The organism is Vibrio sp. 10N.261.54.A5 (assembly GCF_041471145.1).
Lineage (GTDB): Bacteria > Pseudomonadota > Gammaproteobacteria > Enterobacterales > Vibrionaceae > Vibrio > Vibrio crassostreae_C.
On the sequence record NZ_JBFRNU010000025.1, the window covers coordinates 57,767 to 76,493 of the forward strand.

The following is an 18,727-nucleotide window of genomic DNA, read 5'->3' on the forward strand; positions in this document are numbered from 1 at the left end:
CGGTAAGGGTTCAAACTAAAGGCTCTGAGTGCGCGACATAGCTAACGATAGCTTCAGGTCGCATTGGAGGTGAGTAGAGGTAACCTTGGATCTTGTCACATCCCATCGCGTGCAGCTTTTCTAATTGCTCACGCTTCTCAACACCTTCCGCAACCAAAGATACATCGAGTCTATGGGCCAGTTGAACAATCAGCCATACTACGCTCTCTGAGGTCGAACTAGTTAACAAGTCTCGAATAAAGGTCGCATCAATTTTAATGCAATCGATAGGGTAGCTGTGGATGTAGTTCAAACTGGAGTAGCCTGTACCAAAGTCGTCGAGTGCAATCGTGAAGCCTTGTCCTCTCAGAAAGTTAAGCGCGGATTTTGTCTCTTGTGTTGGCGATAACAGAACGGTTTCGGTTAACTCGATAACAAACTCATTCGCCTTAAAATGGTGCTGTTCAATGGTTCGAGTCAGGTAGGATATATAACGTTTCGAATCAGTAAGCTCGTGCGCAGAGCAGTTGATTCCAAGTTTAACCTTGTAGCCCAAGCCTTGCTCTAGTGTGGTTTTAGCGCGGCACACCAATTCAATAATGCGTTCACCTAATTCGACAATCAGCCCTGACTCTTCTGCCACTTGAATAAACTCTACGGGTGAGATGTCTCCATGTCTGGCGGTTTTCCAGCGAGTCAGTACCTCGAAATATTCCCATTGCGTTTCACCTTGACCCACAATCGGCTGTACCACTACGTACATTCCATTGCTGTCGGGGATATAGCTTTGTGAAATTGGGTTTTCCAGCTCACTTCGTAGCGCTGCGACTAGCTCGGTTTTTCTTTGGTAACGAACTCTTAAGTGAGTGTCATAACATTGAATATGAGTATCTTGGCTGTGTTTACACTCTTTAAGCGCCAAGCTGGTATTGAAGATGATTTGCTCAACGTCTTTGTTGTCTCCATCCGAACTGGCAATACCGATGCTGACGTCGAAATCTATCTTGATATCAACGCTACTGTAGCCCTGCTTAATTTTGGCCAGTATTTGTTCGCACACGGCTATCGGATCAGAATGGTAGGTGATGAAGGCGAACTCGTTGCCAGCAGTCCGGAAAGTCAGGTTGCTTTCAGGTAAAGTTCGGCGCAATATTTCTGCGACAAACTGCAGCACCTTGTCGCCAATATAATTACCGTGCATATCATTAATGGCTTTGAAGCTATTGATATCGAGTAAAGCCAGTGTAAACGGAGTGACGCTCTGTTGAGTAATCGACTCTAAGGTATCTGATAAACAGCTTCGGTTGAGTAACCCGGTTAGGCTGTCGTGTGACACCTCATAACTAAGCTGATTTACAAGTTGTTCGGAACGATCGTTAAACCACATTTCACGCAAGGTGTGGATGATGATGTCGGCGAACAATTGATGGTGCTTTACCACGTCTTGTTGCTGATCAGGGCTAAGAGGCGAGGTGAACGTTGAAAACAGCACGCCCATCACTTCGCCACTTTGAGTTTGAGTCGGGATCGCGATGGAGTTTTGTGAGGTGATTTCCTGCCTAAATGCCGATGTTGGCAATGACTGGACGATGTACTGAGCAAATGAGCAATCTGGGTGTCTTTGATTGACGGCTTGTTGGTAGATGTGACCATGGCGCGCATTGATTTTGTCATGTAATACATGATCAGAATGGGCGATCACCAAAGGAACGGTTTGGTCAGGGAAGTACTTCTTCTCAATGATGCTAGTGTATTGAGTATCAAAGGTCTGATGTAAAGTAAGCACAGCTGACTCTAAAAGGTCGATACCTTCCAATTTCAGCAAACGGCCAATGCGCTCTGTGTCTATCATGCTATTGTGCGTATGTTGAGTCATAGCCACCACTCCTAGTTAACCAGATTCATTGTGTAAGCGGTATACGTATTATCTTGTATATGTGCGAACTTGTATAATCTATATGCGTCAAGTTTATTATTGGCCGTGTTGTATAACTTTTCAAATTAAAATGTGACTTATTTCACAGAGCTTGCGTGCTACGCTCTTTGTCTAGCCTGTCTTTCAGATGGTCCAAAAAGAGCTTGGTTCGCGTGTGCGAGTAATCAAGCTTAGGGTAGTACGCGTAAACCATCACTTCGTCGGCGGTAATATTTGGCAATACTGGAACTAATGTCCCTTGCTTTAGATCCTCTTTGATCATCGCTTTGATGGTTAACAGTACGCCCATTCCTCGCTTCGCAGCATGAAACAAAGCCTCTGGATTGGTGGTCGCAAAGTTACCATTGAGGGTGATGCGTTGCCCTTTGGTGAGTGTGACTTCTCGGGTAGGGCGCTCTCCCCAAATCAAAGAGTTGTGTTGTTCTAAGTCCTGCTCGTTGGCGGGGTAACCATGTTTAGCTAAATAGCTTGGCGCTGCATAGAAGCTGGCTTTGTGTTCAAACAGCGGTGTTTTCTTGAAGCTTAAGGAGTTGAGCTGTTCCAGTTCACGACTGATCACCAGATCTAAGCCCAGTTCAGGTAATTGGCCTGGCGTGGTCGTGATCAGCTGCACCTTAATGTCTGGGTATTTTTCTAAGAAGTCGTCCATGTATTGCACCAGAAACTTAGAGCCAACCGCAATCGTAGCGCCAATCTTTAATAGGCCTGCTGGGGTTTGGTTAACCGAGCGAGTCTCATCAATAATGGACTGCCAATTGTCGAGCTGATCCTTGGCTCGCAGGTAAAAGAGCGCACCTGCTTCGGTTTGGCTAATTGATCGCGTGGTGCGCTTTAACAGTTGGGTGCCTATGCGCTCTTCTAGCCAGTTCACTCTTTTGCTGATCGCCGAGCTGGTGGTGTTAAGTTTTCGAGCAGCACCATTGAAGCTACCTTCTTCCACTACTCTGACATAGCTTTTTACGTTAAGAATCCAATCCATATTATTTCCTGTTAGGACTTAATAAAATTCCAATTTAGCTAATTATCAATTATTGGTTTTGAATGTAAACTCATCTAATGAACAAATATCAAACGAATAGGGAATTTTTTGAGCCAATCGACCTTTAAAAAAACGCCGTTACTCTTAGCAATGATGATTATTGCTACGGGGCAGGTGGGTGTGAGCATCTACTTGCCAGCATTGCCGTTAATTGCTTCTGACTTAAGTGCTACTCAAGTAGATGTACAGCTGCTCGTCACGCTGTTTCTGGTGGGTTTTGGCTTGTCTCAGCTATTTTACGGACCGATGTCCGATGCGGTGGGAAGAAGACCTATCTTCTTGTTAGGTCAGGGTGTTTATTTGATTGGTACAGTCGTTTGTGTTGTGTTTTCTGACAATATGACGGCGCTAGAAGTTGGTCGCTTGCTGCAAGGTTTAGGGGCGGGCAGTGCCTCGGTTCTTGGGCGAAGTGTGCTTCGTGACAGCTATGATGGTTCACAGCTTACCAAAGCGTTGTCTTATATCTCGATCACCGCGTCGATTATGCCGATCATCGCGCCTGTATTTGGTGGCTGGATTTCATTCCACCTTGGTTGGCAGGCGGTGTTCCTTTTCGTTCTATTGTATTTACTGGCGACATTCACACTGGGTTACTTCGTGTTGCATGAAACTCTGCCATATGGGAAGAGCCGTTTTGAAATCAGCCAAGTGGTAAAGAACTACGGACGCTTGTTAACGAATCGCCAAGTGATAAGCAGCGCCAGTTATAACTGGGTGAGTTATATGGCGAGTTTGGTATCGTTATCTTTATTCCCATTCTTAATGCAAGAGCAATTGGGGCTGACCGCCGCTGAGTATGGTTCATTGATGATTGTCCCTTCGGCAGGCTTACTGATCGGTAGCGTGGCTTTGAACTTGCTCAATCGTAGGTTTAGCACTCCGCAATTGATGAGCCTTGCGATTTTGATTATTTTGGCTTCGGGAACTTGGCTTCTTACTCATGAGTTATCCATCTTTAACTTGGTTTGGGCGTTTACTTGGTTGGCGATAGCACAAGGCATTTCGTTCCCATTATCAATCAGCATGTTATTAGAACCTCATAAGAAGCAAGCGGGCGCAGTATCGGCATTGTCGGGCTCTATTCAGATGTGTTTAGCGGGTTTATTGGGTGGGTATCTAGTAGAGAGTTGGGTCACGACTCATCTTCAATTAGGCGTGTTCTACCTCATTATTGGTGCAGCCATGGGCGGAGTGCTTTGGTCTTCAACCAAAATGAACAAGAAAGGCGATACTGTTGAAGTGGAATATAGCTAAATGCCAAATTCACTATCGTTTAACGCACCATCGTTAATACGTTGTATTTGTGCTGATGGTTTTCTACAATGCTTCGGTCCATTGAATAGGTAAAAACAAAATGCAGCAAAATGAATTTGAAGTACTGGTAAAAGCTATCTGCGCACTAGATGGCCTGCCTCAAGCGCTTGAGCTATTGAAATCCAATGAGGATACAGAAGTCGCTGAGGCTGCTGCATCACTGACTGGTCAATTTGCACTTGCTGAAGTGGAAGGCGAAAAGCGTATTTACCACGTGACGCTTCAAGAAAATGAACAAGGCGAAGAGCAAGAGTACATCGAACATGTTATGAATGAAGGCGATGACTTAATCAAATTTGCAGCTTGGTTCTTTGAAACGATGTTTGAATTGAAGCAAAAAGACACATACCAAATTGCCGGTAAAACTTACAGACAGCCAAAGCGCAGCTAGGTTTCTCAGTAAAGCATTTTAGAAAGCAGCTCTATTGAGCTGCTTTTTTTATCAGTGTCTAAATCAATGTCTTGGGTTGTTATTAGGAATGGAGCATTAAGCTCAAACCAGAATTTAGGTTAACTCATTGATATACAAAACAATGCTGATTAGCACAGAGACAAAATTAGGCTAATTGCAAATGGATGCTTAATATTGCATTAAAGTGTGATTTAGATCTTGTTTTTGGGCGTTTTAAGTGTAAAATCCGCGCTAAAGAAAGTTGATTATGTGCGGAGATAAGCATGAATTACGAACTAGGCCACGCATACCTTGGTCAAATGGCAGCAAAAAACATGATGCACGAAGCATTGTACGGCACTTCAAAGCCAAAGAAACCATCGTTCTTTAAGCGAATGATGAAGAAAATGGCTAAATAAGCATTTTCAAAAACGGAATTTTAAAAGGCCTTAAACTCGATGAAGTTTAAGGCCTTTTTCGTTTTAGCGATTGGTGAAAGTTATCGCTTTGTTTTGTTGTGGATGGACACAAAAAATACCAATTAAGCTTCTGACTAATGGCTTTTAATGAACTCAGCCAGCAGATTGATTGGATAAGTCGACCACATTATTAGGGATGCTATCTAAGCCATTCTCTTTCATCCACGCTTCTAAGTTATCGGCACCACCGATGTACTTACCATCAAGCCAGATCTGCGGGACGGTGACCGGTGTTTTCTCACCAATGTGTGCTTTTACCTCTGGAATCATACGGTACAAAGCGGCGCTATCTTTTACGACATCGTGGTATTGGTATTCAACACCCGCTTCATCCAACATTTTCTTTGCTTTAACACAGAATGGGCAGGTCGCCTTACCATAAACGATGTTGCCTTTTAAGCTGTCTCGTTTGGTCCACTCTTTGATCACGGATTGGATTAACACACCGCGATTAAGCGCTTCACCTTGGCTGACAACCTTGCCTTCAACAACAAGGATTGGAGCATGCCAAGAGCCTAGTTTTAGCGGCTCCCACCAGTGAGACAACCAATCTTTCACTTCCAGTTCGACATCGACATCGGCCAACTCATTCTCAAAAGTATCCTTCAGAATGTCTTTGGTAAGGGTACATTCTCCACATGGGATGTTAACTTTAAATGGACCCCAGCTGCCTGCCCAACGGTATAGTGTAATCTTGACTGGTTTCTTCATGGTTACGGCCTCGTTTGAATTCTCTTATCCATATAGAACGGACTGTCGAACTATTTATTTCACCAACCTTAAACTTTCTTCACTTTTGAAGGTTTTTTAGTTTCCCAGTGCGTTATAAATGCAACTGACGCAATAATAATAGCAGCCCCTAGCCATAAACGACCCGGTGGAACCCAACTAAATACAATCCAACCTGCTAAAACATTTAGCGGTAATTTGGCGTGGTCAAAAGGTTGCACAAACGAAGCATCAGCGACCGAGTAGGCTTTTACTATCGCCCATTGAGCGAGTGCCGTCATAACACCGATAACAATCAATATAGCCCAGATTGTACCGCCGCTTGGCGTTTGCCAATCTGGCCCAGCAAGCAGGATGTTAAATGGTGTGATTAATAGTAGAAGATAGACCACCATGGTTGAAGGACTGTCTTGCGAAGAGAGTTTTTTCACCATCAGTGAGTAGCATGCCCAGAAGAAAGCGGCACCGACTGGTAATAACGTTGCCCAGTTAAAATCTTCAGCCCACGGCTCTAGAATCACCATCGCACCCACGAAGCCTGCTAAGGTCGCGCCCCAGCGAGCAGCCCCAACTTTCTCTTTTAAGAAAAGCCCTGAACCAATGGTTGCAAACAATGGCGATGTCATGAGAAGGGCAATGCCTTGCCAAATTGGTACTGGGTAAGCCAGTGCCCATATCCAAAGTTGAATACCAATAACAGACAAGAAGACACGGAATACGTGCAATTTGAGGTTGTCGGTTTTTAGTGCGCGACGAATGCCCAGCGTTTTCAGATAAGGAAGAATAGCGAACAACGCGATGGCGTATTGAATGACGGCAACGGTGGTAGAAGTAAGTCCGAAATGAATGCTAGCAATTTGAGTTAGGCTGTTAATAACGGCAAAGGCTAGGCCTGCGGTTAGCATCCAGCTAGCGCCTTGGATCGGATGGTGTTGTGACATGATGCTTCTAATTATTTGATGTGGTACACCTATGATACGGATTTAGCACCACTTAACCAGAAAAAGCATTGATGAAGTCAGTCAGAATATTTGAATATGAAAAAAGGTTGAGCTATTGCCCAACCTTTTAGTCTGTATCTAAAGTCGATTTAGATTAGAAGTCGTAACGGATGCCCGCTTGTAGTTGGTCATCTTTATTGTCTCGCTGTTCAAACTTGTAACCAGCATATGTGCGAATGTGGCCGTTAAACTTGTACACCGCTTCAATAGCAAAGTTATTTGCTTCTTCGTCAGCCGCTTTATCGAACTCGCCGTAGTTGTATACGCCAATTAGTGATAGCTGTTTAGTTGCTTTGAAGATAGCTGAAAGCTCGTAGCCTGTGTAATCTTTATCTGCAACTGAAGCCATTGTGTATAGACCACCAACCGTAAACGCATCCATAGAAAATTGAGCTACAAGGTTGATTTGATCGTCATCGAAGTTACCATTCTTTTGAGAAACATAACCCGCACCAAGGTCAAAAGCGCCTAGGTTATACATAGCAGCAAGGCCAAAACTATCTGCATCTTTTTCATTTGCAGCGATGTAGTTAGCTTGTACCGTCAACGCGTCAAACTCGCCAGAGTAAAGGAAGTTATTCTCACGCTTATCTTTGTTGCCATCAACGGCATCAGCAGCATCTGCACCAAATGTTGCCATTGTATCTGTAATGTCAGTCAGCATTACCTGTGAAGAATCTTGCTTACCGTATGAGAACTCACCGAATTTGGTTCCTAAACCTGCGTAGTAGTAGCGATTGGTAAGAGATTCATTTTCAATTTTTACAGTATTGCCACTTCCGTCTTCGAACTCTGTTGTTGATGCGCTAGTGAACTCTGCTTCATACTTACCGAATCCATATAAACCGTCAGAAAGTTCAGATTTACCTGAAATATTCACACGAGCTCGTGACTTGTCTTTGAAAGAACTGTCAGATGCGCTTTCGTTGTTGTCAGATACGTTGAAACGAGCCTCCGCACGACCGCCAATTTTAAGTTCTGTACCATCAGAGCTGTAAACTGTTGCTGCTAGAGAAGAACCTGAAACTAGTGCTGCTACCACTGCAGAAGCTAGAACTGCCTTTTTCATAATCACTTACCTTGTATTTTAAAATCCGTGAGCAATGTGCTCTCCGTTTCGATATGAAGCTAATTTAGAGCAGCTAAATTAAGCTTTCATTTCTATAAAATTACATTTTCGTGAATGGGGAACTTTTTTAAGTGTTGATTTTATTGCATTTTTATTTCATGCGACTGAGTGTTCTATGAATAGCTATACAAGTTGCGTGTATTTCAAAGGTCACATTGGCAAGTTTTACCTTGCAATCACGTATGTCGATGGTGGTGAATTTTGGCTGCACTGAGAGCTTGTTAATCTGATTAACTGCTTGTACTGGTAAGGATATCCTCTATGATGCAAAAACTTAGAAGAGAATAGATTCTGCTCAACAATATGGAGACGTTGGATGAAAACAGAGTACTTAGGCGATGTTTTACAAGGTAGGCAGGTTATTGGCTCCTTGAATGTTGAAGACCTACCCGTTGGAGAGCACCAGTTTTGGTTTCAAGTCACCAGTGATGGGCTAGGGCAACCTAAGAACATGCCGGTTTCTGTTTTCAAAGGCAGTCAAGAAGGTCCTAGTTTGATGATCACCGCCGGTATTCACGGTGATGAGCTAAATGGAGTGTTGGCTGCACAGCAAATTATCAGGGACTTAGTCGGTAAAACGCTCAAAGGCACGGTAACGATTGTACCTACTGTGAATCTGTCTGGCTTGCTGAACCATAGCCGTGATTTCATCTCTTCGGATCCGGGTTCTTGCCCTGCTAATCTTAATCGACTCTTTCCGGGTGACGCGAATGGCTTGGCTGCGGAGCGCTTTGTTGCGTCTTTGTGGGAGCGTTTGCTTAAGCATAATGCCACCTTCGCCGTTGACCTCCACACTCAAACTCGTGGCGCAGTTTATCCACTTTATGTGTTTGCTGATTACCGCATAGAACAATGTTTGGAGATGGCGAGGCTGATGCAGCCCGATTGTGTTCTGAATGACCCTGGTGACCCAGGTATTTTGGAAACGGTTTGGAATCGAAGTGGAATTCCTAGCATCACGGTGGAAGTTGGGATGGGGAAATTTACTCAGCCTGACATGATTCAACGAGCGGTAGACGGTGTTTTTAACATGCTGTCTTATTATGAAATGTTCGAGGTTGAAATAAATCATCCCGAGAAAATGCAGCTGCCGAGTATGGATTGGATAGAGGGTAATGATGTGGTTTCTATCCGCGCTGATATTGGTGGTTTCGTATTGCCGCAGGTTGAGCTTCTGCAGAGCGTAGAACAAGATGATCTGTTGGCTATTCAATATGACGCTTTTGGTAATGAGTGTCGCCGTTATCACGCGCCGTCTGCCGGACGTGTCCTTAGCTATAACGTGGATGCGTTAAGGGAGCCGGGTGCGCTTGTTTGTCGTTTGCTAAGTTAAGGCTCAGTCGGTTTGACGTTTCCGTGTTAATGCACTGTGTTGTTATCTAAAACACGTAAAAAAAGACCGAGCTAGGCTCGGTCAAAGGACAGTTGTCTAGAGTAAGCACGTCTTGGACTCATCGAGAGAACTGCTTTTAGAGTAGCGAGGCTAGATTAAGAATCCATTGCAAGATAGTGACACTTCGACTGCTTTTCTATTTCAAAAATAATATTGAAAACATAATCTTAAACTCATCAAAAACCCGACTGCGAGTTACGCGAGTCGGCTTTTTATTACTTCTCTTTTGAATCTTTATCTCTATCTACACTCGATTAAAAAGCGTCATCCACGACCTCTTTTAATCGGTCGTAAGGCACATATCCTGGTAAAACATTTCCGTTCATCATCATGGTTGGAGTGCCCGTTAAGCCGAGTGCACCGAACGTTTGATGGTTAGTGGTTAGAACCTGGTTTTGTTCTTGAGTTGTTTTTAGTTCCGCCTCTGTTCCCGTCTTCTTGGCAACGGCTTCTAGTGAGCTTTTCGAGTGAATACCGCTTTTCGCCATCAGCAATCTATCAACTTCAGGGAATGCTTCTGGGTTATCTTTCCATACTTTCATCGCGTATAGCGCCGCGTTGGTGTCTAGCCCCGAAACCTGTTGCTGCTTAAACGATAAGTACACGTTGATCACTTTAATGTCGCTGTTTTCAGAGGCTAATTGAACCAAGCCTTTTTCCAAGCGCTTACAGTAAGGGCAGTTATAGTCGGTAAAGTTAATGATGACCGATTTGCCATCCGGATTGCCCGTGATTGGGTGGGCGTCATTGTTGTATAACCAATCATGGCTTTCCGCTTGGGCTTTTTTCGTTTGCTCTTGACCTGCTACGTACTGCTCTAAACTGGTATGCAAACCAGAGATCGTAGAAGGGTTCTCTTTCAGAAATTGGTTAATCTCTTCAAGTTGCTGGGTTTGTTCTGTGCTTAACTCAGCGAAGGCAGTGGTGCTCATTAGTGAGCCTAAAATCAGTGTACTAATCAGATGCTTTTTCATGCTATTTATTCTCTAATTCTTGATAATCGTGAGCGCTCATTGGGTCGCGCTCACGGAAATCCTGTTCGTTAAACGGGCTAAATCGAGTTGTTCACCTTGCTTTGCTCTGTTTTTCTTTGTAAGCGAGTTAGGCAAAGTAGGTTCTCAACCAAAGCCCTATCGGGGAAGTAATGCCTGTTGCGATACTGCTAATTTTTCCATCTTTGATGATGACGATGCTTGGAGTGACACTAACGCCCCAACTTCTGCTGATTGATCCAGAAAGATCATTGATCACAGGGAAGTCATACTCTTTCGCCTCTAAGTAGCGCTGAACACGCTCGTCTGGACCAGACGATAGAGCGACCGAAACCACCTGATGGGAATCACTGAAGCTATTGACGGTTGGGCTTACAAATTTGCAGGCACCACACCAAGTCGCCCAAAAATAGACAATGACTGGCTTACCATTTTTGCTTAGCTCGATAACATCAATATCTTCGCCTTGGAGCGATTGACCCACAATTGGAATCGCGTCGCCCTGAGGCATGCTTCTGCTGTGATAAAAGTCCATCGCAAATGAAACCACGCCAACGATCAATATCATTGAAACCAGTTCCTTTCCCCACTTCTTAAGACGACTTGGCTTTTTGGTTTCACCCTTTACAGCGCTGTCTTCAGTCGTGCTAGATTTCTCTTCATTGTTGGGAGTCTTCATCCATTATCTCGCAGCGTCGATGGCTTGAACGACAGTGTCACTGTCGAGAATGACAGGCAGTGGAATACCGCTTCTATAGCTTGGGCCGTAGACGATATTAAATGGCACACCAAATCGACCATTACTTTGTAGGTATTGAGTGACACTTTCACTTGGTGTTGTCCAATCGCCTTTCATCAAAACAATGTCTTCTTGCTGCAGGTGGCTGTAGACAGGGTCTTGGAGAATGACGCCGATCTTGTTGGCCTTACAGGTAATACACCACTCAGCGGTCACATCGACAAATACCGTTTTGCCTTGCTCAACCAATTGAGGGATTTGTTTTGCATCTAGCTTTTGCCAATCGAGATCGTCAACAATCGGTGTCGCCCAGTTATCAGCGGTGACACTACCGACGATCAATGCAGCACCAAACACCAAGGTTGTGGTTGCGACGATAGGAATAAGTACCTTGCGGCCCAACTTACGGCCAATCCAAATCAATACTGTAATCACGATAAACAGTGACAACAGGATCGTCGGGAATTTACCAATAAATGGGCTCATTAGGCTTGCTAACCATAGACTGGTAATGAACATCATTAAGCCAAATACCAGCTTAACTCTGAACATCCATGCCCCAGGTTTTGGAAGCAGTTTTGTAAGACTCGGGAACAGCGCGAAAATCAACCAAGGTGCACTCATACCGATGCCGAGTGCGATAAAGATAGCCCACAACTCTTGGTAGCTTGCCCCAAGTGCATAAGCAACTGCGGTTCCTAAGAACGGAGCACTACACGGCGTTGCCAACAGCGTCGCAAACATGCCTTGAATAAAGTGGCCTGAATGTGAGTCATCGCCTTTGGTTGCCATCCAAGTGTTTAAACCTGATGGTAGTCTGAATTCAAATAATCCAAGTAGATTAATCGAGAACAGCAAAGTGATGATCAGCATGAACCCGATGAACCAAACATTTTGGAACTGGATTCCCCAACCAATCGCATTACCACCCATTTTTAGAGCGGTCATACCTAGGGCTAACAGCGCAAATGATGTAATGACACCTGAAGCAGAAGCTAAGAATGAGAGTCGAATATGACGATTAGATGCACCTTGGTTTTGAATGATGCTGTTTAATTTCATTCCTAAGACTGGCAACACACATGGCATGATGTTGAGGATCAAACCACCAATTAAAGCGAAGCCTATCATCGCCAAAAAGCCGTTGTTGCTTGTTTGGTAAGCGATCGGTTCTGAGCCAACTTTGGCCGTCATCTCTTCGGCGAAATTAGTGTCTGAAACGGTGACACTCACGTTACGGTCCGTTAAGTCGACTTCACCTATCCAGTTGCTCACATCAAATACGGCCGTCATTGTATTGTCTGTGATGTGGACGCTTGGTTGAGAGAAGAAGTCATCAATCACTTCTTGCCCGTCAATCAACACCATCGGCTTATCCCAGCCATTTTTACTTGTCAGCTGAGTAACCAGTTGCTGCTTGCTCTTGTCCCAAAATAGACCATTGACTGAAGTGCGATTAGCTTCTCGTGGAGATTGGCTCATGCCTTGGTTGAACAAGAACATCGCTTCTTCATCGAGCGCTAAAGTTTGTGGGTCAATCGGCAGTTCGATATCGTAATCGGTTAACACACAGATATTGGTACACGACGGAAAGGTAAACGATGCCCTGAATATCGCAGGCTTCGTGTTGTCTTTCAGGGATAAAGTGACAGGAAAGCTGACATGTTTTTTGTAGCCTAACGTCATGACGTCAAGCTGCTCGTAGTATTTAGGTATCGGCCAGTGCCACTCTACTGACTCAATGTTTGTTGAACCAGACCAGTCCCAGCTTGGCGGAATGCCACCTTCGCCTGGGCTGCGCCAATAGGTTTTCCAGTCGCCGTCGAGCACGACATCGAGCACGGTTTGGATCTTAGAGCCGTCATCCGACTGTTCACCCGTCGACATCATTCGCATTTTAACAGGCGGATGCTCAGGCACACTAAGCCAGCCCGTTGTCTGTGCCAAGGCGGTAAATGACGTCATAACCAAAAGGGCAGTGACTAAGGTTTTCGCGCATGTACGCATAGAGAATGCCAATGAATCGACAAACTTAGTTAGTAGTGTGTTGTACACAAATGTATCTCCAAAAAATAAATAAAAGGGTGTAGTAGCCCGGTTATTTACTCTCTAAATATACAGTGCTTTAGATGCAATCGGTGTTTTGTCGGTCGAGTAGAGCGATGATTGTCTCTAGATAATCTCGAGATGTGAGGAGGTAAGTTAAACGCAACAGCAATAATAAGTACGAATGGGATCAGCCAGCCGGTTTTTGGGGCGGCAAAGGTCAGCATTTTCGAACTTAGGCTGCATGAATTTGAATTGGGGGACGTTAACATTTTTGAGGCTTCTAAGCCGAAAACGCTGGCGTATAGAGCAGCCATTTTTTCTGAAGAAGCGATGTTGGTTTGGGGATTACTGGTTTCTGTATGAGTTTGTGTGCCAACTAGGACTGATTGGCCATTAGCGGATGCAGATAACGATACTTTCTTGACGGCCAGAGTGCTCGCCAGACAAGTTACGATAACCAGTCCGGTAAGGAAGAGCGCCCAAAGCGAATGCTTTTGTCGGCGGTTCTGTGTGGATAAGAAAAGTAGCGATGTGTTCAGCAAATTAGTCAGTAATCAAATCTGTTAGTCGTTAAAGCAAGCTCATTGAATTGTGGTTAGCTTAGATAAGTTCTCTTCGTGCCACAAGTCATAAAATGGTTAAAGTGAAACTATGTATAAATGCGGGAAACGGCAGATACACGATAAAAGACGCATAAACACCAATTCACGCGAATACGACATTGAGCTGTAGCTAAAGTTCACAACAACTGAAAGTTATCGCTAATTATTCTGTATTGAGTGGTTTATTAACTATCAGGACGGGACATGCGATACAAAAAAGCCCAACAGATCGTCAGTGAACGTGTTGGGCTTTAATCATTGGTGCTATTGGAAAGGCTTAGTGAGTGCGGCGAGGGCCGTTACGTACCAAGTCTTTACCGTTATCAAACACCTCTTTGGTGATCCAGCGAGCAAGCAGAACTTTATGGCTGCTATTGAATACAGCAACGAAGTGACGACCATCTGAATTATTGGTTGCCATGCCTACACCTTCAACGCCTTCAAGGCCTAAACCGCCAGCTTCCACTGAAATTAGGAATTGCTCTAGTTCTTCTAGAGACTCAATAATATCAAGTTCGTTGTTCATTTTTATGCTCTCTTGCTGTGAGCCAACATCGTATTTAGGGCGCTTTAGTGCTGTGCTCGAATGAAGATATTGGCTGTTGTTCTTTGTTGGATGCGTACTCTACAGGTCATAAGAGGGGATTGGAACTCTCAAATATTAGAAGCAGGCTGATAATTTGCGAACTTTTAACATAACATACGTTTAAATACTTGTTATCCATATTCTTTTTACTACTATTTATAGGGTCAATTTAGACAGTGATAGGAATTAATATGATGAAGGTTTGGCGTTGTCTATTGTTAATGTTGGCGTTTGTCGCATTTGGAAGTTATGCGCAGAGCGTTGAGAAAATCGCAGAAGTACAAGATCAGTTAATGCTCGATCTAGCAACATTAGAAACGGCGCATGATGCTGAGAAGCCCTTTCTTGAAGATATCTTAAGGCGTAAGAATCAGGGCCTACGCGAAGAGATTTTTTCACAGCTATCGTCAGATAAAAAAGAGGGGCTGGATGTCACTCTTGCTCAGCAGGTCGAACTGCTACAAAAATTGCTGTCGTTGAATGAAACTAAAATCGTTTCAATGAGTAAAGAAAACCGTTCAGCTGAAGGTGACGCTAAAAAACGCCTTGAATTGCGTATTCAAAAACGAATCGGAATGATGGATGTCTATTATCAGCAGCTTGCTAAGACCTTAAATTGGTCGAAAGAGCGTGGTGTTGATGTTGCTGTTCCTGAAGGTGAACTTAAAACGGCGTTAATTGCTCGTTCTAAATACCTGACAAATGCCATTCTTTACACAGACACACAGCGGCAAGATCTAGAAGCGCGTTTGTCTTTTGTGAATGAAGAAGAGAAAGCGACGATTAAAAAGGAGCTTGAACGTTTCAGCGAGCGCACTAGCGTTATGGTCGCGAGCTTAGAAGAAACCATCACGCTAATGGAACCGTTTGGCGTGGATGTGACTTCGTACAAACGTGTTTTGCTAGCGACGACAGGTGACATTAACGCCGATGTGTTGGATGTTGATGTTGCACTGGAGCTGTTGGATGGTTGGCTTCGTTCGTTCAGTTCATGGGCTTTTGAAAATACCCCTTCTTTTATCGTTAAACTTGCTCTGTTTCTCGGTATTTTGTATGTAACTCGCCTTATTGCTAACGTGGCTCGCAAAACCGTTCGTAAGAGTGTTTCGCACTCTAAAATGGACTTCAGTGTATTGATGCAGGACTTCTTTGTATCCATCGCATCTAAAGCAGTCGTGTTTATCGGTTTGCTTATTGCACTGTCTCAAATAGGGATAGAGCTAGCACCTCTTCTTACTGGTTTCGGTGTTGCTGGTGTCATCATCGGTTTCGCATTGCAAGATACGCTATCTAACTTTGCATCGGGTTTGATGATCTTGATCTACCGTCCTTATGACGTCGGTGACATGGTTAAAGTGGCAGGCGTGCAAGGCACGGTAAAAGACATGAGCTTAGTATCGACGACTGTTCAAACCATTGATAACCAACGCTTGGTGATCCCAAACAACAAGATTTGGGGTGACGTGATCAACAACATCACGGCAGAACGTGTAAGACGTGTTGATATGGTTTTCGGTATTGGTTATTCAGATGATATCGATAAAGCGAAAGCGGTATTGAACGACATCATTCTTGCACACCCTCTAGTGTTGAAAAAACCAGAGCATATGATCAAGCTTCATACCTTGAATACGTCTTCTGTTGATTTCGTAGTACGACCTTGGGTTAAGACTGATGACTATTGGGATGTGTACTGGGATGTAACGGAAACCGTGAAGAAACGCTTCGATGAAGAAGGCATCACGATTCCATTCCCTCAACGAGATGTACATATTTACAATCACGAAGAGAACTAAACGAAAGATCTAGTATGAAAAGCTATTACGAAAAAGCTAAGCATGGCTTAGAGCCATCATTCTTAATGTGATATCAAATGGACGCTGAACAAGCGTCCATTTTTATTGGCTGCCGCTTATGTTGAGCTTCATTCTTTTATGTCACTCAACCACCTTAGAATTACGTTATGATGGGGTAGGCTTAATCTGGAAAGTTGAAATCGAATGGACGATTCACAGCAAAAAACGAATACTAGAAATACAACGGTAAGAAAAGCGACGCGAATTGAAAGTGTTATGAACTCTGCGATGTGGCATTTAACTCAGAGAGACATGACGGAAAGCGAGTTAGTGGCGAAGCTCAAAGTGAAAACCGACAATCAAGAATGGATCGATGAAACTCTAGGGACATTGAAAGGCTTCGGGTATCTCAAGTCTGACCAAGTGTTTGCAGAACAATTCGTGGAACAAGCTTTCTCTGGTGAATTCGGTTCTCGATACATTGTCGAAAAACTGAAGAAGAAGGGGCTGACCGATTCAGTGATTTCTGATGCAATCCATAAAGTGTCGTTCGAAAAGTCTATTGATGAACAAACCATCTTGATAGACCGAATCAACCACTACTATTCAAGCTTTACCATGAGCCGTGAAAAGCTGGTTGCGACACTGCAAAAGCGTGGCTTTAGCTATCAACAAGTTAAGGTAGCGATTGACCAGCACCCACAAGCGCATCAACTGAAAAGTAACATTCAAATTAAGGCCGAGAAAGCCGACTTGGAAAAAGAGGTGCTCAAGTACGCTCGTAAAGGCAAGGGACTGACTGCCATTCAGCAAGAACTTAGACAACGACAAATCGACACAAGTGAACTGTCATCGCTCATCGACCGATTGATTAATGAAGAGCAGCTAGATTTCTATTCTTCGTGTTTAGAACAGTTGCAGAAGAAGTCTTATGACCTAAACGATCATAAAGAACGCTCTAAGGCTTACGCGATGCTAAGTCGAAAGGGGTTCTCTTCTGACGAGATCAAATTTGCATTGAGTGAAGATAACGAATAACTAAGCCGGAAAAATTTCCTATTGTAGTATGTTGGTTTGTCCTAAGTAACTATTGGACATAAGTGAGCTATATAGATTGGTAAATTAGCGTTTAACGGATTATTTAGGGTATTGCAAAGTCGCTAATGTAATGGCTCAATTCACCTACCCACAACAATAAACTTAGACCACATACTTCTTCAAATAACGCTCGATAAACGACATCAAGCGTTAAAATTGACAAGTGTCAGTCCATTTCAGGATAGGTCATTAGGTTCACAAAACCGTCAAAACAGTATCAAGGTCTAAGCGCGACTTTGGTAAATTTGCATTGTAATCTTCATCTTTATGATGATAGCCCATCGCCAAAGCAACGTCGCATTGATAGCCACCAAGTTCCTCTTCAAACTCTTCACCAATTAGATCTGAATCAACACCTTCCATCGTTGTGGAATCGATATTTAATCGTGCCAAAGTATGTAGAGTATTACCTAATGCAAGGTAGGTTTGGGCTTTTGTCCATGCAGTTGTATCACCTGATTCACTCGTGTTTAACTCGGCAAATGCAAACCCACCAAATGCTTGTTCACGATTTGCAGGATCTAATCTACCGTCTTTAATGCTTTTATCGACAACTTTTTCATAGTCTGCACGCGTATAGCGAGTATTGTGAGCAAATAAAATAATATGTGATGCTGCATTAATGTGTGGCTGATTAAACTGGTGTTTGTTCTTGAAAGTTTTGTTCATTCGTTCTTTGGCTTCATTGCTTTCAATTATTATGAACTTCCATGGTTGAGAGTTAATTGAAGACGCTGATAGACGAATAGCCTGATAAATCACACTTAAGTCTTCTTGTGGAATACGCTTAGTCGCATCGTATCGTTTAGCAGTATAACGTTGCTCCAGATCTTTAATTATTTGGTGCGTCATATCATGCGACCTGTGTCATTTCGTTCAAGGTAAAGCTTGCTACCGCTTCTTCTGTTGCAGCCATGTATTCAGCTAAATGTGTATTACCCATATGTGCTTGCCACAGTTCGCGAGATTGCCAGTTCTCGTAGAACATAAAATGTGCTGGGTTTTCGTTATCTTGATGAAGGTCGTAGTTAATGCAGCCTTCTTCAGCACGCGTGATATCAATCAACTTTAATAGCTCTGCTTTAACCAGTTCAACTTTATCTTCGTTCGCAACAATATTTGCAACAATAGTCAATTTAGTCATGTTTAATTCCTTTATCTCTCTACTTGTTAACAACAATAATAACCCTAAAAAAACAACACCTTATTTCTGTAGCTTGCCGTAAGCACTGGCAACACCAATCAGTGTAGTCAATGAATCGTCATGGATTATCTAATTATTTTTTAAACATTATCTAAAATAAATTGATAATCATAAACGTATGCGCTAGGTCTTGTGTTTAGTCGGGGTCGTTCGAATGAGATTATGGTAGGCGAGTTATTAAAAATTAAAAACAGGCTTTAATTTGAATTATTATCAAAAATAAATTGAATATGTATTGTTCTGTTGTTAAGACTGCTTTATAAATAGCAGC

General features: G+C 43.4%; 17 protein-coding genes. 6 read left to right on the top strand and 11 right to left on the bottom strand.

Going from position 1 to position 18,727, the window contains the following annotated elements; translation table 11 throughout:
* Positions 1–10 precede the first annotated feature (10 nt).
* A complete protein-coding gene (locus AB4329_RS08505; protein WP_372138016.1) occupies positions 11–1,855 on the bottom strand; it encodes a putative bifunctional diguanylate cyclase/phosphodiesterase in 1,845 nt (614 codons plus the stop codon).
* 142 nt (positions 1,856–1,997) lie between these two features.
* Positions 1,998–2,894, bottom strand: a complete 897-nt coding sequence (locus AB4329_RS08510) for a LysR family transcriptional regulator (protein ID WP_017062741.1) — start codon at positions 2,892–2,894, stop codon at positions 1,998–2,000.
* 108 nt (positions 2,895–3,002) lie between these two features.
* Between AB4329_RS08510 and AB4329_RS08515 the strand changes: the two genes are divergently transcribed.
* The 3 genes from AB4329_RS08515 to AB4329_RS08525 all read left to right on the top strand — a co-directional run bounded on the left by AB4329_RS08515 (position 3,003) and on the right by AB4329_RS08525 (position 5,078).
* Complete coding sequence (locus AB4329_RS08515) at positions 3,003–4,208, top strand: multidrug effflux MFS transporter (protein WP_372138018.1); 1,206 nt, start codon at positions 3,003–3,005, stop codon at positions 4,206–4,208.
* 100 nt (positions 4,209–4,308) lie between these two features.
* On the top strand, positions 4,309–4,659 hold the full coding sequence (locus AB4329_RS08520) for a hypothetical protein (RefSeq protein WP_017057980.1): 351 nt from the start codon (positions 4,309–4,311) through the stop codon (positions 4,657–4,659).
* Between the two features lie 284 nt (positions 4,660–4,943).
* Positions 4,944–5,078, top strand: coding sequence for a hypothetical protein (locus AB4329_RS08525; protein ID WP_010431176.1), 135 nt, complete (start codon positions 4,944–4,946; stop codon positions 5,076–5,078).
* Between the two features lie 153 nt (positions 5,079–5,231).
* On the opposite strand, the gene AB4329_RS08530 is transcribed toward AB4329_RS08525, so the two are convergent.
* From AB4329_RS08530 to AB4329_RS08540, 3 genes are all read right to left on the bottom strand, one after another.
* Complete coding sequence (locus AB4329_RS08530) at positions 5,232–5,849, bottom strand: glutaredoxin domain-containing protein (RefSeq protein WP_017062739.1); 618 nt, start codon at positions 5,847–5,849, stop codon at positions 5,232–5,234.
* 68 nt (positions 5,850–5,917) lie between these two features.
* Positions 5,918–6,808, bottom strand: a complete 891-nt coding sequence (locus AB4329_RS08535) for a DMT family transporter (RefSeq protein WP_372106926.1) — start codon at positions 6,806–6,808, stop codon at positions 5,918–5,920.
* Between the two features lie 154 nt (positions 6,809–6,962).
* Complete coding sequence (locus tag AB4329_RS08540) at positions 6,963–7,937, bottom strand: porin (protein ID WP_017064330.1); 975 nt, start codon at positions 7,935–7,937, stop codon at positions 6,963–6,965.
* Positions 7,938–8,313: 376 nt separating this feature from the next.
* Between AB4329_RS08540 and AB4329_RS08545 the strand changes: the two genes are divergently transcribed.
* Entirely contained in the window at positions 8,314–9,330 is a 1,017-nt protein-coding gene (locus tag AB4329_RS08545; RefSeq protein ID WP_017071615.1) for a succinylglutamate desuccinylase/aspartoacylase family protein, read from the top strand.
* A 314-nt stretch (positions 9,331–9,644) separates the two neighbouring features.
* Here AB4329_RS08545 and AB4329_RS08550 read toward each other — a convergent pair whose 3' ends face one another.
* From AB4329_RS08550 to AB4329_RS08565, 4 genes are all read right to left on the bottom strand, one after another.
* Positions 9,645–10,364: a DsbA family protein gene (locus AB4329_RS08550; protein WP_372138020.1), complete on the bottom strand. Its 720-nt coding sequence runs from the start codon at positions 10,362–10,364 to the stop codon at positions 9,645–9,647.
* A 127-nt stretch (positions 10,365–10,491) separates the two neighbouring features.
* Positions 10,492–11,061 (bottom strand): protein disulfide oxidoreductase, encoded by a 570-nt coding sequence (locus tag AB4329_RS08555; protein WP_151408427.1) that lies wholly within the window; start codon positions 11,059–11,061, stop codon positions 10,492–10,494.
* A 3-nt stretch (positions 11,062–11,064) separates the two neighbouring features.
* Positions 11,065–13,128, bottom strand: a complete 2,064-nt coding sequence (locus tag AB4329_RS08560) for a protein-disulfide reductase DsbD family protein (protein ID WP_372138047.1) — start codon at positions 13,126–13,128, stop codon at positions 11,065–11,067.
* 921 nt (positions 13,129–14,049) lie between these two features.
* Positions 14,050–14,298, bottom strand: coding sequence for a hypothetical protein (locus AB4329_RS08565; protein WP_017062732.1), 249 nt, complete (start codon positions 14,296–14,298; stop codon positions 14,050–14,052).
* Between the two features lie 251 nt (positions 14,299–14,549).
* On the opposite strand from AB4329_RS08565, the gene AB4329_RS08570 reads away from it, so the two are divergent.
* Together AB4329_RS08570 and AB4329_RS08575 are read left to right on the top strand one after the other, a co-directional pair.
* On the top strand, positions 14,550–16,154 hold the full coding sequence (locus AB4329_RS08570; RefSeq protein WP_017071612.1) for a mechanosensitive ion channel family protein: 1,605 nt from the start codon (positions 14,550–14,552) through the stop codon (positions 16,152–16,154).
* 204 nt (positions 16,155–16,358) lie between these two features.
* Positions 16,359–17,192 carry a regulatory protein RecX gene (locus AB4329_RS08575; RefSeq protein WP_017068390.1) on the top strand — a complete coding sequence of 278 codons (834 nt, stop codon included), beginning with the start codon at positions 16,359–16,361 and terminating at the stop codon, positions 17,190–17,192.
* Positions 17,193–17,447: 255 nt separating this feature from the next.
* On the opposite strand, the gene AB4329_RS08580 is transcribed toward AB4329_RS08575, so the two are convergent.
* Both AB4329_RS08580 and AB4329_RS08585 read right to left on the bottom strand, forming a co-directional pair.
* Entirely contained in the window at positions 17,448–18,104 is a 657-nt protein-coding gene (locus tag AB4329_RS08580) for a nitroreductase family protein (RefSeq protein WP_136974670.1), read from the bottom strand.
* 1 nt (position 18,105) lies between these two features.
* Entirely contained in the window at positions 18,106–18,396 is a 291-nt protein-coding gene (locus AB4329_RS08585; protein ID WP_136974669.1) for a putative quinol monooxygenase, read from the bottom strand.
* Positions 18,397–18,727 lie beyond the last annotated feature (331 nt).